Annotated in this window: 15 protein-coding genes; 10 read left to right on the top strand and 5 right to left on the bottom strand. The window is 31.1% G+C overall.

Translation table 11 applies throughout. The features are described from left to right. Positions 1 to 156: 156 nt before the first annotated feature. Positions 157 to 747 (bottom strand): carboxymuconolactone decarboxylase family protein, encoded by a 591-nt coding sequence (locus tag WH52_RS13090; protein ID WP_086031408.1) that lies wholly within the window; start codon positions 745 to 747, stop codon positions 157 to 159. A gap of 118 nt (positions 748 to 865) precedes the next feature. On the opposite strand from WH52_RS13090, the gene WH52_RS13085 reads away from it, so the two are divergent. Genes WH52_RS13085 through WH52_RS13075 form a run of 3 tightly spaced genes read left to right on the top strand, consistent with a single transcriptional unit; the run spans position 866 to position 3,382 of the window. Continuing rightward, positions 866 to 1,291 (top strand): OsmC family protein, encoded by a 426-nt coding sequence (locus tag WH52_RS13085; RefSeq protein WP_086031407.1) that lies wholly within the window; start codon positions 866 to 868, stop codon positions 1,289 to 1,291. A 3-nt stretch (positions 1,292 to 1,294) separates the two neighbouring features. Next, entirely contained in the window at positions 1,295 to 2,980 is a 1,686-nt protein-coding gene (gene recJ / locus WH52_RS13080) for a single-stranded-DNA-specific exonuclease RecJ (RefSeq protein ID WP_086031406.1), read from the top strand. Between the two features lie 57 nt (positions 2,981 to 3,037). Then, positions 3,038 to 3,382, top strand: a complete 345-nt coding sequence (locus WH52_RS13075) for a hypothetical protein (protein WP_086031405.1) — start codon at positions 3,038 to 3,040, stop codon at positions 3,380 to 3,382. Between the two features lie 33 nt (positions 3,383 to 3,415). On the opposite strand, the gene WH52_RS13070 is transcribed toward WH52_RS13075, so the two are convergent. Next, positions 3,416 to 4,459 carry an endonuclease/exonuclease/phosphatase family protein gene (locus WH52_RS13070; RefSeq protein ID WP_086031404.1) on the bottom strand — a complete coding sequence of 348 codons (1,044 nt, stop codon included), beginning with the start codon at positions 4,457 to 4,459 and terminating at the stop codon, positions 3,416 to 3,418. Positions 4,460 to 4,645: 186 nt separating this feature from the next. Here WH52_RS13070 and WH52_RS13065 point away from each other — a divergent pair, with 186 nt between their 5' ends. The 4 genes from WH52_RS13065 (at position 4,646) to WH52_RS13050 (ending at position 12,167) form a co-directional block, all read left to right on the top strand. Continuing rightward, positions 4,646 to 7,399, top strand: a complete 2,754-nt coding sequence (locus WH52_RS13065) for a TonB-dependent receptor (RefSeq protein WP_086031403.1) — start codon at positions 4,646 to 4,648, stop codon at positions 7,397 to 7,399. 22 nt (positions 7,400 to 7,421) lie between these two features. Beyond that, positions 7,422 to 8,861, top strand: coding sequence for a DUF5689 domain-containing protein (locus WH52_RS13060; RefSeq protein WP_086031402.1), 1,440 nt, complete (start codon positions 7,422 to 7,424; stop codon positions 8,859 to 8,861). An 83-nt stretch (positions 8,862 to 8,944) separates the two neighbouring features. Continuing rightward, a complete protein-coding gene (locus WH52_RS13055) occupies positions 8,945 to 9,829 on the top strand; it encodes a metallophosphoesterase (RefSeq protein WP_086031401.1) in 885 nt (294 codons plus the stop codon). 85 nt (positions 9,830 to 9,914) lie between these two features. Beyond that, complete coding sequence (locus WH52_RS13050) at positions 9,915 to 12,167, top strand: inorganic phosphate transporter (RefSeq protein ID WP_086031400.1); 2,253 nt, start codon at positions 9,915 to 9,917, stop codon at positions 12,165 to 12,167. Between the two features lie 78 nt (positions 12,168 to 12,245). On the opposite strand, the gene WH52_RS13045 is transcribed toward WH52_RS13050, so the two are convergent. Further along, positions 12,246 to 12,992 carry a uroporphyrinogen-III synthase gene (locus WH52_RS13045; protein ID WP_086031399.1) on the bottom strand — a complete coding sequence of 249 codons (747 nt, stop codon included), beginning with the start codon at positions 12,990 to 12,992 and terminating at the stop codon, positions 12,246 to 12,248. Positions 12,993 to 13,003: 11 nt separating this feature from the next. Beyond that, on the bottom strand, positions 13,004 to 13,672 hold the full coding sequence (locus WH52_RS13040) for a DUF4271 domain-containing protein (RefSeq protein WP_086031398.1): 669 nt from the start codon (positions 13,670 to 13,672) through the stop codon (positions 13,004 to 13,006). Between the two features lie 53 nt (positions 13,673 to 13,725). Between WH52_RS13040 and WH52_RS13035 the strand changes: the two genes are divergently transcribed. The 3 genes from WH52_RS13035 to WH52_RS13025 are packed head-to-tail and all read left to right on the top strand — an operon-like array spanning position 13,726 to position 16,226. Continuing rightward, positions 13,726 to 14,448: a polyprenol monophosphomannose synthase gene (locus WH52_RS13035; protein WP_086031397.1), complete on the top strand. Its 723-nt coding sequence runs from the start codon at positions 13,726 to 13,728 to the stop codon at positions 14,446 to 14,448. Then, complete coding sequence (locus WH52_RS13030; RefSeq protein ID WP_198938441.1) at positions 14,448 to 15,782, top strand: dihydroorotase; 1,335 nt, start codon at positions 14,448 to 14,450, stop codon at positions 15,780 to 15,782. The genes WH52_RS13035 and WH52_RS13030 overlap by 1 nt, the downstream gene beginning before the upstream one ends. Then, positions 15,783 to 16,226, top strand: a complete 444-nt coding sequence (locus WH52_RS13025) for a DUF4296 domain-containing protein (protein ID WP_086031395.1) — start codon at positions 15,783 to 15,785, stop codon at positions 16,224 to 16,226. On the opposite strand, the gene WH52_RS13020 is transcribed toward WH52_RS13025, so the two are convergent. Continuing rightward, a complete protein-coding gene (locus WH52_RS13020; RefSeq protein ID WP_086031394.1) occupies positions 16,219 to 17,223 on the bottom strand; it encodes an NAD-dependent epimerase/dehydratase family protein in 1,005 nt (334 codons plus the stop codon). The genes WH52_RS13025 and WH52_RS13020 overlap by 8 nt on opposite strands.

The raw sequence follows: 17,223 nt of genomic DNA, 5'->3' as shown, positions 1-17,223 counted from the left end.
ACAATTTTCTTTGTACATACCTATTACGGTGATGACTTATGGGGGGAACCTTTCGTGTTCAAAAAAAGTGAAAGGTTTTTACAGAAAGCCTTTTCTAATTAGAAAAGGCTTTCTTTTTACTAATATAAGTTTTAAATTCTAGATTTCAAAGAAGAATTAAACATGTTTTCCTTTATTCCATCCATGTTTACCAAGGTATTGCTCTCCAGATTCTACTGCTCCATCTTCAATACTTGTTCCCATTGAATCGTTCCATCTATTTAAATAACCAAATAAAGAAATAACTCCTAACATTTCAACAATTTCTCCTTCATTCCAATGTTCATACAACCTTTTTTTAATCTCTTCATCAACCATATTAGGAACCATAGATGCTGCTAATGAAAAATCTAACGCAGCTCTTTCTCCCTCTGAAAAAGCAGGATGTGTTTTATACTCCCAAATATTATCTAATTTTTCTTGCTCTGCTCCATAACGTTCAGCAGCTCTAATAGCATGTGCCTGACAATAACGGCAACCTGTAGCATTACTACTCACCCAAGCAATCATTCTTTTTAAAGCAGATGTTACCCTACCATGATTAGCCATTACAGCTTTGTTTAAATTGATAAATGCTTTTGATATTTCTGGACGACGCTGCATTGTTAAAACAGAATTAGGACAAAACCCTAATGTTTCATTATAAAAATCGGCTAATCTTCTTGTTTCTTCATCATGATTAGGATCTAATGGCGTTACTAATGGCATAGTTTTATTTTTATATTTTTAATACTAATTTTTTACTGTAAGTTTGTGTAATGAACCGGCTTTATAAGTCGACTTTAACAACAAACAACTTACGCAAGAAACAAAAAAATATTTACATATGGCTTCTCATAAAATAACAACTAGTTGGAAAGAAAACATGCTATTTGAATCTGACAATCCTAGTGGACACACTGTTTTAATGGATACTTCTGAAGAAAACGGAGGAACAAACAAAGGTTTAGGCCCAAAAGCAATGATGCTTTCTGGTTTAGCAGGTTGCTCTGGTTTAGATTTAGTTTCTCTATTAAATAAAATGAGAGTGTCTTTTGACGACTACAAAATGGAAGTTGAAGGAGAGTTAACAGAAGAACATCCTAAAACATATCATACTGTAACATTAGATTATCATTTTTACGGAACTGATTTAGACGAAAAGAAAATTACTAAAGCCGTAAACTTATCTATTGAAAAATACTGTGGTGTTATGGAAATGTTCCGTCAATTTGCCAAAGTAAACACCAATATTCATTTTCATAACAAGTAAAAAATGCGTTGGACTTTAAAAGAACAACCCAATACCGAAACAACATTATCATTAGCCAAAGCTTTAAACATAGACAAAACTTTGGCTATACTTTTAGTTCAACGAGGTATTACTACTTTTAATGAAGCTAAAAAATATTTTCGCCCTTCGTTAAACGATTTACACGATCCATATTTGATGAAAGATATGGAACTCGCTGTAAAACGAATAGAAACCGCTATTACCAACAACGAAAACATCCTTGTTTATGGTGATTATGATGTTGATGGAACCACAGCAGTTTCTTTAATGGCTTCTTACTTAAGAACTATTCACCCAAACATTGCAACCTATATTCCAGATAGATACGATGAAGGTTATGGGGTTTCTTACAAAGGAATTGATTTTGCACATGACAATGACTTTACACTTATTATAGCTTTAGATTGTGGCATCAAAGCAATAGAAAAGGTAGCCTACGCAAAAGAAAAAGGAGTTGATTTTATTATTTGCGATCATCACAAACCAGGAAAAGAAATTCCGAAAGCTGTAGCTATTCTTAATCCCAAAAGAGTTGATTGCGATTATCCTTACAAAGAACTTTGCGGTTGTGGAGTTGGTTTTAAACTAATTCAATCTTTGGGTTTAAAATACAATCAAACTATTGAAGATTTGGCTGAATATTTAGACCTAGTTGCTACTGCCATTGCTGCAGATATTGTTCCTATTACTGGTGAAAACAGAATTCTTACCTATTACGGTTTAGAGGTAATTAACTCTAATCCTCGAAACGGAATTAAAGCCCTTATAAACAAACTTAACAAGAAACAACTTACAGTTACAGATGTTGTCTTTACTATTGCTCCAAGAATTAATGCTGCAGGCAGAATTAAACATGGTAATTATGCCGTAGAATTATTAACTGAATTTGATTTTGATACAGCAATTGAAGTTGCAAACAATATCGAACAATTTAATTCCGACAGAAAAGTTCTTGACAAATCAATAACCGAAGAAGCTTTACAACAAATCAAAAACAACAAAGAAGAAGATAATTACACAACCATCGTTTATGATGAAAATTGGCATAAAGGGGTTATTGGTATTGTTGCTTCTCGCTTAATTGAAACTTACTACAGACCTACTTTAGTTTTCACAAAAAGCGGTGATAAACTAGCTGCTTCTGCAAGATCTGTAAAAGGGTTTGATGTTTATAATGCTTTAGAGCAATGTTCAGATTTTATTGAACAATTTGGAGGCCATAAATATGCAGCTGGACTTACACTTACCAAAGAAAACTACCTTCCTTTTAAACAAAAATTTGAAGAAGTAGTAAAATCAACCATAGACAAAGAGTTACTTATTCCAGAAATCTCCATTGATGCAGAGTTAAACTTAATGAATATCACTCCTAAGTTTTATAGAATTCTAAAACAAATGGAGCCTTTTGGGCCTCAAAACATGAAACCCGTTTTTAAAGCTACAGACGTCAGAGATAATGGTTTCGGAAAACAAGTTGGCACAGATAAATCTCATTTAAAACTCAATATTATTTATGGCTCTGACCGTAAAACATATAATGCAATAGGTTTTGGACTTGGAGACAAGCTACATTCAATTCAAAATGAATTCAATATTGCTTATTCTTTAGATGAGAATACATGGAACGGTTATACATCACTTCAATTAGTATTAAAAGACATTCAATAAGATTTTATTTAGACTTAATCTAAATAAATTATATATTTGTCCATATTTACATAAATTATGGATAGTATCACTCGAATATATGATAACATCATCGGAATTTCATTTCGATGGACACATACTAAAACCGATTTAACTCAAATTATATTTAGAGACACTGGTTTTCATTTATTAGAAGATGAAATTGAAGAGTTTTTAGAAAAAATAGAAGATTCTAAAAACCAAAAAAAATGTGCTACTTGTAGTAAAGGAAAAGACTGTAAATCTATTTTATTACAAACTCCATCTAACAAAGTAAGCATGGCAGTTTCTTTAGTTGAATTAGGTCAAATTGAAGACTTATTAAAAGGAACACTTTTTCAACTAAGAATGAACAATTACTTAGAAGACTTATGTAAAAATTAAAAGGTTAGCAAATTTGCTAACCTTTTAATTTTATTAATTCTTTTCTTTAATTAAGTACATATATACTGGATAATGATCACTATATCCGCCAGTAAATCTCCCGTTACTAAAACTTCTAAAAGGATACCCTTTATAACGCCCTTTCTTTTGAGTTAAGAAACGCTTATTAAAAATACCTGATTTAAACATTTTATAATCAGAGAAATCCTTCCCTCCTTTATCTAATAATGGAGATGTAATTAATATTTGATCGAATAAATTAATATTATCTCTATACCCTAATGTATTAAAACCTCTACGGAACATGTCTTCATAAGGATTATAAATTTCTCCTTTATCAACATTCTTTTTCTTAGTTTTAGTTTTAAGCACCTTTTTAAAACTAGAATTGATTGGGTCATCATTAAAGTCTCCCATAATTATCACCTTAGCGTTTGGATCATTCTCCTTAATTTTTTCAATAATTTGCCCAACTTTATAAGCTGCTTTTTCTCTTAAAGGTCTGCTCTTAGCTTCACCTCCTCTTCTTGAAGGCCAGTGGTTAACAATAATATGTACTAACTCATCATCTAAATATCCAGACACTAACAAAATATCACGAGTATAAACTTTTCTATTTTTATCATAAATATTCGGGTTAAAAGCCTCATAATGAACAGGCTTAAAATACCTTTTTTGATATAATAATGCTACATCAATTCCTCTTTTATCTGGAGAATCAAAATGGATAATTCCATAATGCTTCTTTTTCAATTTTTCAGTTTTGATTAAATCTTCTAAAACTTTTTTATTTTCTATCTCAGCAACACCTAATATAGCCGGACTCGTTTTAGCTTTCTCAGAACCCAATTGAGAAATAACATCACTCAATTTCTCTAATTTTTTCTGATATACTTCCTCTCTATTTCCTTCCATTTCCATAATTGGACTTTTTTCATCATCTTTTTCTGGATCATTAATAGGATCAAAAAGGTTTTCTAAATTATAAAAAGCTACAGTTCTTATTTTATATTTCTTTTGAGCGTATCCTGTTGATACAATAAAAGATAAAACTAAAAGGTATACTAATTTTCTCATTAAATAAATTTTACGCGGCAAAAATAAAACAAATTTCAAGCCAAAACTTATTAAAGAGAATAAAAAGCAAACAATAATGTTAATTTAACATTGACCGAGTTAATTTTTTCTTAATTTTGCGTGCATTTTTCACAAAGCTTTTTTTGTGAAAACTTAACAAATTAAATATTTTATAAACAAACATTTATGAGAAATTTTACGGTAGCAATGTTGTTTACTATTTTAGGTTTCATTAACCTAAATGCGCAAAACATTGTAAAAGGAATCGTAATAAATGGCGATTCTGAACAACCACTTCAAGGAGTTTCTGTAAAAGTAAACAACAGCAACATTAGTACTATTTCTGATGCTGGTGGTGCATTTACTTTACAAGGTCTAACTGACGGACGACAAATTATTGTGGTTTCTTTAAACGGGTACGAAACCCAAAACTTCCCAGTTCAATTATCTGGAAAAACAGTAGACTTAGGTACTATAATGATGTTCGAAGACGTTTCAGAAGATCAAGATTTAAGTACCATTACAATTACTGATGATGAATTGAATGACGACACAAGTGCAGCAGATAATATATCTGGGCTTTTACAAGCATCTAGAGACATCTATTCTAGAACAGCTGCTTTTGAATGGAGTGGATCTTTTTATAGAATTAAAGGTTTAGATTCTGAAAATGGTAAAGTTTTAATTAACGGTATCGAAATGAATAAACTATACAACGGTCGTCCTCAATGGAGCAACTGGGGTGGTTTAAACGACGTATTACGTAACCAAGAATTTAGCAATGGACTAACTCCTTCTAACTATACATTTGGTGGTGTTTTAGGTTCTACTAATATTAGTACTCGTGCCTCTGCCTATAGAAAAGGAGGAAGAATTTCTTATGCTAGCTCAAACAGAAGTTACTCACACCGTTTAATGGCTACTTATGCTACTGGTTTAATGAAAAACGGTTGGGCATTAACTGCCTCTGGAAGTAGAAGAGCTGGAAATGAAGGATATGTAGACGGAACATTTTATGATGCTAACTCTATTTTCTTAGCTATCGAAAAACAATTAAGTAACAAACACGCTTTAAACTTAACTGTAATCGCTGCTGAAAACGAAAGAGGTAAATCTGCTCCTCATACTCAAGAAGTATATGACTTAAAAGGTATTAGATATAATGAATACTGGGGTTATCAAAACGGAAAAATGAGAAACTCTAGAGTTAGAAGAATTTATGAACCAATAGTTATGTTAAATCATTATTGGAATATTTCTGACAACACTTCATTAAACACAAATGTTTCTTACCAATTTGGAGAAATAGGAAACAGTAGAATAGATTTTAACGCTGGTAACAACCCAAGTCCTACATACTACCAAAACTTACCAAGTTACGAAGTAGATCGTGGAAACTTAGGTCTTGCTTATGAAAAGCAACAAGCCTTCATAAATAACGGACAATTAAATTGGAATGCTTTATACGACGCAAACATTACCAATGCAAATGCAGGTTTAAATAATGCTTACGTTTTATATGAAGATAGAAATGATGATAAACAATTTACTATTAACACTATCTTAAATTCAGAGTTAAACGACAATATTACCCTTAACGGTAAATTACAATATTCTAAATTTAACTCAGACAACTTCGCTAATATTTTAGATTTATTAGGAGGTAATGGATATTTAGACATCAACAGATTTTCAAATGTTGATGATCCAGGAAGACAAAATGATTTATTAAATCCAAACAGAGTTGTTACAGTAGGCGATAAATTTAGATATAACTATGAATTAGAATCAGAAATTTATGGCGGATTCGCACAAGCTCAATTCAAATATAATAAAGTTGATTTTTATGTAGCTGGAGACGTTTCTAGAACAACTCACCAAAGAAATGGTTTATACCAGAACGGAAGATTTGTAGACAATTCTTTAGGAAAATCTGAAAAATTAAACTTCACAAACTTTGGTGTTAAAGCCGGAGCTACATATAAAATATCTGGTCGTCATTTATTAGATTTTAACGGTGCTTATTTAACCAAAGCACCTACAATTAGAAACACTTTTTCTAACCCTAGAGAAAGTAATGCTGTAGTTATTGGTTTAACTGATGAAAAGATTTTATCTACAGATGCTAGCTATATATTCAGAAGCCCATTATTACAAGCAAAAGTTACGGGTTACTATACCAAAGTACAAGATGCTACCGATATAGGTTTCTTCTTCTTACAATCTTCAACAGCTGAAGCATTTATTCAAGAAGTAGTTACAGGCATAGATAAAAAACATTTTGGTGCAGAAATTGGTTTAGAATATCAAGTAACTCCAACAATAAAGTTAAAAGGTGCTGCAAATATTGGTCAATATACATACGACAACAATCCAAATGTATATTTAGCTACTGAAAACACTCAAGACGCTCAACAACAAGGATTTGTTAATGGTGTTTTAGACTTAGGAAAATCTAACTTAAAAGATTACCGATTAGCTTCTGGACCACAAAAAGCATATTCTTTTGGTTTTGAATATAGAGACCCAGATTATTGGTGGGTAGGTGCTACGGCAAACTATTTAGACGAAACATTTATAGATGTTGGTCCAATTACAAGAACTAGTGCATTTTTTAAAGATTCTGATGGATTACCATTCAATAACTACGACCCAGCTGTTGCAAGAGAATTATTACAACAAGAAGAGTTTGATAGCTATTTAACAGTAAATGTTGTTGGAGGTAAATCTTGGAAAATTGGAGATTATTACGTAGGTTTATTTGCAAGTGTAACAAACTTATTCGATAAAGAGTTTAAAACAGGAGGTTTTGAACAAACCAGAAGAGGAGACTTTAACAGTTTATCTGCAGAAGCACAAAGAGAAACACCTCTTTTTGGTTCTAAATATTGGTACGGAAGAGGTACTTCTTATTTCTTAAATGTTTATTTCAGATTTTAATTAAAAACAAAAACTTATTACAATGAAAATTATAAATAAATTCAATATCATATTAGCTGCGGTTGTAGCTAGTATCGTATTTACTTCATGTGTAGACAATAACGATTACACAGTTCCAACAATTATTGGAGATGAAGAAAACACAAGTTTAAACGCAATTTTAGATAGCATTGCAACTAAAGATACTTGGAACCTAATTAGTATTGCAGATGTAAAAGCTAAATACAACTCTGGAGATGCTCCTGTAAAAATTGAAACTAATGACGTGGTAAAAGGTTACGTTGTTTCTTCAGATCAATCTGGTAACTTTTATAGAGAATTTTATATTCAAGATGCTCCAGAGAATCCTACTGCAGGACTTAAAGTAATTGTTAATTTAACCAACAATTACTCTAAATTTAACTTTGGTAGAGAAGTATACATATCATTAAAAGATTTATATTTAGGAGAAACTAACTCTCGTGATGGAATAACTACAGTTGCTGGTAGAGTTAAAACTTCTGACACAAATGAGGTAGATGTTATTTCAGAAAACCAAATGGTTAATCATATTTTTAGAGCAGCTACTACTGCAACTATTGTTCCTAAAACTATCTCTTTATCAGAATTAAGCAGTACACCAGTAGGAACGTATGTAAGAGTTAACAATGCTTTCTTTAGCGACGCTTTAGTAGGAGAACCAATTGTAGATCCAAATGAAGATTTCGATACTCAAAGAACTGTAATGAGTTGTAGTGGATTCGATTTTTCTGAAGGAATCATTGAAACAAGTTCATTCGCTTCTTTTGCTTCATCTAAATTACCTGCTGATGGTGGTTACATCGAGGCTGTAGTAAGTAAAGATTTTAGAGGAGATAATGCAGTATTAGTTTTAAATAGCTTTAGCGATATTGTTTTCAATGAAACTAAGTGTCAACCATTAAATATTGATGATTTTGAGGCTGTTTTTAATGAAGATTTTCAAGTTATCACAAGAGACAATACTAGCTTAAGTGTATTACCAAATTGGGTTAATTTTGCACAAGAAGGTGGTGAAGTATGGTTAGGACAAGAGCACAGAGGGAATGGTTATGTAGAATTTAGTGGATTCAGAACTGGAGATGATTCCAATATAGGTTGGTTAATTACTCCTGGTATCGATATGGATGCTCAAACTAACGAGTTTTTAAACTTTAAAGCTGCTCAACATCACGTTGACAACTCTAGTGAAAACACATTAGAAGTTTTAGTTTCTACAGATTTTGACGGTACTAATGTAGCTGCAGCTACTTGGACTAAAGTTAGCGCTAGTTTACCAACCCAAGACTCTAGCTGGTATCAATTCCAAGATTCAGGCTTAATTGATATCTCAGAATATACAGGTACTTTATATGTAGCCTTTAAATCAGTAGCTTCAGGAAACAACACAAGTTTAGACGGAGCTTACATGATTGACGATGTTCAAATTTTAGCTAAAAAATAATTAGCCATTAAATAATTACAAAAAACCCAAGTTTTAAAACTTGGGTTTTTTTATGCATATTTATGCCGTAAAACAAACAGTACATGTCATCAGATAATCGAATTTCGAGAGCTTTTAAAAATGCTAAAAAACTTCCTTTAAGTAAGGAATCTAAATATGTATTGTTCTCCGATTGTCATAGAGGAGACAATAGTTTTGCTGATGACTTTGCGCATAACAGAAAAATATATCATTATGCATTAAGTCAGTACCTCCAAAAAGGTTTTACATATATTGAATTAGGAGATGGTGATGAATTATGGGAAAATAAATTCAAAAACATCTTTAACGCTAACAAATACATTTATCTCTTATTAAAAGAGTTTCATGATGATAATCGACTGCATTTTATCTGGGGAAATCATGACATGGATTATAAAAACCCAAAAAACATTAAGAAAAATCTCAATTATTATCATGACACTGTTGATGGAAAAGATAAAGAGTTAATGATTAATGTATCATTTTCTGAAGCTATTCGATTAGAACAAGAAGATGGAAAATCCGTTTTTTTATTGCACGGTCATCAAGCCGATTGGTTTAACTACAACTTCTGGAGACTTAGTAAATTTTTAGTTCAAGTACTATGGAGACCACTACAAATTATAGGTATTAAAGACCCCACGAGTCCTGCTCAAAACTTTAAAGAACTCATAAAAGTTGAAAAAAGATTGGAAGATTGGATTAAGAAAAACAACAACCAAATGATTGTTACTGGTCATACACACAGACCTCGTTTCCCTTCTCATAACGAACTTCCACATTTTAACGATGGTAGTTGTGTTCACCCTAGATGTATTACAGGTTTAGAAATTGAAAACAATGAAATCACCCTCATAAAATGGCATGTTTTAACCAATGAAAATGGGATAATGCAAATTTCCAGAACCATTCTTGAAGGACCTGAAAATCTTGATAAATACATTTAACAAAACCCTGTATTAATAACGTTAAAATAACATTATTCATCAAGGTTCTTTTTGTAAATTTGTCGGGTTAATTTAAAATCAACAAATGGGAGATCCGTTTATTTTAATGCTAGTAGCTTTAGCAGCTTTAGCAATTTTAGATTTAGTCGTTGGAGTAAGTAACGACGCTGTAAACTTTTTAAATTCAGCAATAGGTTCTAAAGCCATTCCTATTAAAACTATTATGATTATTGCTAGTGTTGGAGTATTCTTCGGAGCTGTTACTTCTAGTGGTATGATGGAAGTTGCCAGAAAAGGAATCTTCAATCCGAATATGTTTATGTTTGAAGAAATCATGTACATCTTCATGGCAGTAATGATTACCGATATACTCCTACTCGATGTCTTTAATTCCTTAGGAATGCCTACATCAACCACAGTATCTATTGTTTTTGAATTATTAGGATCTGCTGTAGCCATTGCATTGATAAAGATTTCGGCAAGTGACACACAAACCATTACTGACTTATCGAACTACATAAATACTGAGAAAGCTTCAGAAATTATCTTTGGTATTGTAATATCCGTCGTTGTTGCCTTTACTGTCGGTGCTATAGTTCAATATTTTTCTAGACTTATTTATTCTTTTGATTTTGAAAAAAGACCAGCATATATTAATGCTTTGTTTGGCGGTTTTGCAATTACCGCTATTACCTATTTCATTATTATTAAAGGATTAAAAGGAACTCCTTTCTACGGAAATTTAAAAGATATTTTAGAAGGAAACACTTCAGCTATTATAGCAGGAAGCTTTGTTTTATGGAGTTCTATTTCTTATACTTTAATAAAGTTTTTCAAAGCCAATATATTAGTAATAATTATTGCAGTCGGTACGTTTTCTTTAGCCATGGCATTTGCTGGTAACGATCTAGTAAACTTTATTGGAGTACCAATTGCTGCCTTAAATTCTTACGATGCGTGGCAAGCTTCGGGTATAGCAGCAAATGAGTTTACAATGGGAGTTTTAGCTAACAAAGTTCCATCTAACACATGGTTACTATTATTGGCTGGTTTAATTATGGTTATTACTTTATGGACATCTAAAAAAGCAAGAGCTGTAATTGAAACTGGTATTAATCTATCTCGTCAAGGAGAAGGACAAGAAAAATTTCAACCTAATAACATATCGAGAGTTGTTGTACGTATGGCAATGTTTGCTAATCAAGGTTTCAACTTATTAATACCACAAAAAACTCAAGTATATTTAAATTCTAAGTTTGAAAAACCAGTAATTAAATTACCTAAAGACAAAACATACGAACTACCTGCTTTTGATTTAGTAAGAGCCTCTGTAAACTTAATTATGGCTAGTGTTTTAATTTCTATTGCTACCTCAATGAAACTACCACTATCTACAACTTATGTAACTTTTATGGTTGCAATGGGTACCTCTTTAGCCGATAGAGCTTGGGGTAGAGAAAGTGCTGTATATAGAGTAGCTGGAGTTATTAATGTTGTTGGAGGTTGGTTTTTAACCGCTATTGTTGCCTTTACAGCAGCTGGTATTGTAGCCTATTTAATAAGCTGGGACAAAGCAATGATTCCTGTTTTATTATTAGTAGTAATTGGAATGCTAGTAAGAACTAGCATCATGTACTCTAAAAAAGCAAAAGAAGAAAAGAAACAATTGTTTGTTGAGCGTGCTGAGTTAATTTCTATCAACGGAGTTATTGATGAAAGCTCTGATCATATTGCTGGAGTTGCACACAGAATTAACAAATTATACTCAAGTGTTGTAAACGATTTAGCTACACACGATTTAATAAAATTGAGAAAAACCGATAAGCACGTAACAAAGCTTAATGATGAAATCGATAGTTTAAAAGATGGTGTTTTCTACTTTATAAAATCTTTAGACGACACTTCTGTGCAAGCAAGTAGATTCTATATTTTAATTTTAGGCTATTTACAAGATGTAGCACAATCTATTAGCTACATTTCTCGTGCTACATACAAACACGTAAACAACAACCACAAAAACCTAAAAAAAGGACAAATAAAAGATTTAAAACATATAGACAATACCCTTTCTAAATTACTTGGAGACATTGGTAATACTTTTGAAGATAAGTCTTTTGATAATTTATCTCAAATTATCGAAGAGAAGAAAGAATTATTATCTGATGTTTCAGCTTCTATAGAAAAACAAGTAGATCGTATTAGAACAGATGAAACGAGTCCTAAAAACACAACATTGTATTTTAGTATTTTAATAGAAACACAAGATTTAGTTTCTGGGTTAATGAGTTTACTAGAAACTTATGAAGAATTTTATGTAAGTACTAAAAATGTACGATAATAAGAATAAGTAATATATCCAAAACAAAAAGCTCCGAAATTTAATTTCGGAGCTTTTTGTTTTAGTTTAACAGAAATATTATTTCTTGTTAACTTCTTTAATATATTTTTCTAAAGCCATTGTCATTGATGGAGTTTCTGGTGTTGGAGCAGCAATATCTACTCTTAAACCTCTATCTTCAACAGCTTTAATAGTTGTATTACCAAATACTGCAATACGTGTATTATTTTGTTTAAACTCAGGGAAGTTTTTAAATAAACTATCAATTCCTGAAGGACTAAAGAAAACTAATACATCATAGAATACATCTTCTAAATCCGATAAATCACTAACGACTGTTCTGTATAAATCAGCACGTTTCCAATCTACACCTAACTTATCTAATTCTGCAGGAATTAATGGCTTTAATTTATCTGAACTTGGTAATAAAAACTTTTCATCTTTGTGCTTTTTAATTAACTTAGTTAATTCAGGAAAAGTACGATTACCAACATAAATTTTACGCTTTCTGTATACTACATATTTTTGTAAGTAAAAAGCAACTGCTTCAGATTGACAGAAATACTTCATATCATCTGGCACTGTAAAACGCATTTCTTCAGCAATTCTAAAGAAATGATCTACTGCATTTCTACTTGTTAAAATAATAGCAGTGTAATTGTTTAAATCTACTTTTTGAGTTCTAACTTCTTTTACAGGGATTCCTTCTACATGAATAAAGGAACGGAAGTCGACTTTTACTTTGTGCTTATCAGCCAAATCAAAGTATGGGGAAGTTTCACTTTTAGGAGCTGGTTGAGATACTAAAATAGTTTTCACTTTCATAAACTTTCTCTTTAAGTAGTTGTTATTTTATAGAGTATTAATAGCGGAGCTATTTCAAGTGTGCAAAAGTACAAAATAAAATAAAACAACTTGCTTACTACCAGCTTTTTGTTATTATAAATTAATAAAAAGCCTCTTATAGCAAACAAAAGCAGAAAACTAATCAGTAAAAAATAGTTGTTTCTAAACGCATAAATATAAAAAATTAACACAGGAAACATCCATAATGAAACTGTATACAAATATCCTCTTTTAGAGAACATAAAATAATTAAGAACATCAATAACTCCAGTAGCGTTTATAACCAAAAAGTCTATTATAAATCTAATAAGCACATAAACTATAATACCAATAAAAAACACTCCAAATTCAAAAAAATCTCTTTCAAAAGCAAAAGGATTTAAAGCAAAAAAGCAAAACAACGACAAAATTATTAAGCTAAATAAAAACATTACACCGTTAAAAGGAGTAAAAAATGAAGCATTCTCTTCAGCTCTCTTTTGAAAAAACCCTGGACTAAAAAAAGCAATACTATACCCTAATAACCTTGATGGCTTTATAACTTTCATTACAGCCAACAAAACCACAGAAATTAAAATTAAAACTGTAATCCAACTATTAGTAAAATCTAATCTATCTAAGGCTTGCAATACTTTAAAATTTGCATTCGTAATTAACACAAATTTAGTAATAATTTAGTGTATCTTTGCTCAACAAAGTTGAAAATAACAGTATGTCCGACGCATTAGTTATCATACCTACTTATAACGAAAAAGAGAATATCGAAGCTATTATAAAAGCAGTTTTTAGTCAAAAAAAAGCTTTCCATATTCTTATTGTTGACGACAATTCTCCCGATGGAACTGCAAGTATTGTAAAAAAATTACAATCCCAATATTCCGATTCTTTATTTTTAGAACAACGAAAAGGAAAGAATGGTATAGGCACCGCTTACATTCACGGATTTAAATGGGCGATTAAAAACGGATATGATTATGTTATTGAAATGGATGCTGATTTTTCTCACGATCCAGCTGATTTAATCAGATTATATAACACTTGTACTAATGATGAAGCCGATATTTCTGTAGGTTCAAGATATGTGAACAACAAAGTAAATGTTGTTAATTGGGACATTAAACGAGTTTTGCTATCGTATTTTGCATCTCGTTATGTTCGATTTATAACAAAAATTCCTGTACATGATACTACCGCAGGATTTGTATGTTACAAACGAAAAGTTTTAGAGACAATTCAACTAGATAAAATTAAATTTGTAGGATATGCTTTTCAAATTGAAATGAAATTTAAAGCATGGAAACACAAATTCAACATAAAAGAAGTTCCAATAATTTTTACCGATAGAGTTTTAGGAGAATCTAAATTAAGTCCTGGGATAATAAAAGAAGCTGTTTTCGGTGTAATAAAAATGCGTTTAAGCGGTTTACCTAAGTAATTATGAAGTACCTTATTAAAAATGCTCAAATAGTAAACGAAGGAAAAACCTTTGTAAGTGATCTTTTAATCGAGAATGAGATTATTTCAAAAATTTCAGAAAACATTACTGATACAGATACTGAAATAATTGATGCAACAGGAAAAATTTTAATTCCTGGTATGATTGATGATCAAGTGCATTTTCGCGAACCAGGATTAACTCACAAAGCAAACATTGCTACAGAAAGTAAAGCAGCTATTGCAGGAGGTATTACTTCTTTTATTGAAATGCCCAATACAGTTCCGCAAGCAACAACACAAAAATTATTAGAAGAGAAGTTTGAAATTGCTAGTAAAACCTCCTATGCAAACTATTCTTTTATGTTTGGTGGCACTAACGATAACTTAGAAGAATTACTAAAAACCGATTCAAAGAATGTAGCTGGAATTAAATTATTCTTAGGTTCATCGACAGGAAATATGTTGGTTGACAATGAAGAGGTTTTAAAGAAGATATTCTCATCAACCAAAATGCTTATTTCTGTGCATTGTGAAGATGAGCAAACCATTAGAAAAAATACTCAAAAATATAAAGATCAATTTGGCGATGATATTCCTATTAAGTATCATCCAATTATTAGAAGTGAAGAAGCGTGTTATTTATCATCTTCTAAAGCTATTGAATTAGCAAAAGAAACAGGAGCTCGCTTACATGTTTTTCATCTTTCTACTGAAAAAGAAACTCATTTATTTAGAAATGATATTCCGTTAGAAGAAAAACAAATCACTGCCGAAGTTTGTGTACATCATTTATGGTTTACTGATAAAGATTACGAACAAAAAGGGACACATATAAAATGGAATCCTGCAGTAAAAACACAAAAAGACAGAGATGGTTTATGGAAAGCTTTGTTAGATGATAGAATTGATATTATTGCAACAGATCACGCTCCTCATACTTTAGATGAAAAAGCAAATGTGTATACAAAAGCTCCAAGTGGCGGACCGTTAGTTCAACATGCTGTTATTGCTCTTTTAGAAAAAGTAAAAGAAGGAGTAGTTTCAATAGAAAAAGTGGTTGAGAAAGCATGCCATAATCCTGCAAAAATTTTCAAAATTGAAAATCGAGGATATATCAAAGAAGGTTACTTTGCTGATTTAGTTTTAATCGACCCAAAAGATTCTTGGACGGTTAATAAAGATAATGTTTTATACAAATGTGGTTGGTCTCCATTTGAAGGCGAAGAATTTTCTAACAAAATCACCCATACTTTTGTAAATGGAAACTTAATGTATAATAACGGAGATTTTAACGAAGAAATTAAAGGAAAACGTTTAGTTTTTAATAGATAAATGAAGAAGCAAGTCACATATCTTTTAGCATTAATTCTCACTTTTGTTTCATGCACTAGTAATACAATTTATGAGAAACCTAAAGACCTTATACCAAAGGATTCTATGATTTCTTTATTAACCGATATGTACATAGCAGTTTCAGCAAAAAACATTAAAGATTCTTTAGACAAGAAAAGAAGTAATTATACCTTATACATTTACGAAAAGTATAAAATTGATTCAACTCGTTTTATTAATAGTAATACTTATTACACTTCTGAAATAGATGAGTATACAAAAATGATTAAAGAAGTGAAAAATAAAATTGAGGAACTAGAAAGAGAATCATCTGAAATAATAAGGAAAATGGACTCTTTAATCAAAGTAAACAAAAAACGTAAACCTCCTTTAAATAACTTAGACCTTAATACAAGTAAAAAAAATAGTTTTATTGTTAATTAGTTGTAAATTTTTCACAAAGATTGTTAACTAGACTACCAATTTTTCTAAAATTAAACTGCAAGCTCTCTTCAATTTTCTTAGAAGAATATGTAGAAATAGTATGAGAAGATTTTGCAGAGTTTTTAGTCAACAAAGGAATTTTTCCTGTTAATTTAGTCTGTATCCAATCTAATCTCCAAAACAGCTCTGTTATTAATTTTCCTATTTTTATGGATGGTCGTTTTTTATCAAAAGCATCTGCTATCGCAAATAACACTTCCTTAAAGGATTTGTTTTCAGAAACTAAAATAAAACGCTCATTTTTTATTGAAGAGTTCATTAACTCTATCATAGCTTTTACTACATCTTCCACTCCAACAAAGCCAGTAACTCCTTCAGTATAAAACTTAAATCCGTTATAAACTTGAGTAAATAATTTACCAGAACCTTCATTCCAAAAACCACCTCCTAAAATTACCCCTGGATTTACGATAACAACATCTAATCCTTCTTGACTTCCTCTCCAAACTTCCATTTCTGCACCATACTTCGTTATAGAATATCCATGGTTTTCAGTAGTATCATTCCATTCATTTTCTTCGGTAATCACACCTACATTAATAGCCTCACCTACTGCAGCAATAGAACTTACAAAACAAAACTTTTTAATTCCGTAGGCTATACTAAGGTTTACCATATTGGCAGTACCTTCAATATTTACCTGACGCATTCTTACATAATCTTTCGGATCAAACGAAACCAATGCAGCAGCATGATATACATGAGTTATCCCAACAAAAACCTCATCTAACTTTGGAACATCAGTTATATCTCCTTTAACCCATTCTATTTTCTGAAAATATTCATCGACATTATCTGTAAAAAAAGAAAATACATTTTTTACTGCTTCAAGCTTTTTTTCTGTTCGATAAATTGCTCTTACTCTGTGATGAGTTTGCGTTAATTCATACAACAAATGTGAACCCACTAAACCTGTTCCGCCTGTAACTAAAATCAT

The organism is Tenacibaculum holothuriorum, from assembly GCF_002120225.1.
Lineage (GTDB): Bacteria > Bacteroidota > Bacteroidia > Flavobacteriales > Flavobacteriaceae > Polaribacter > Polaribacter holothuriorum.
The sequence above is the reverse complement of the archived record's forward strand: the minus strand, read 5'-3'. Positions and strand labels throughout refer to the sequence as shown.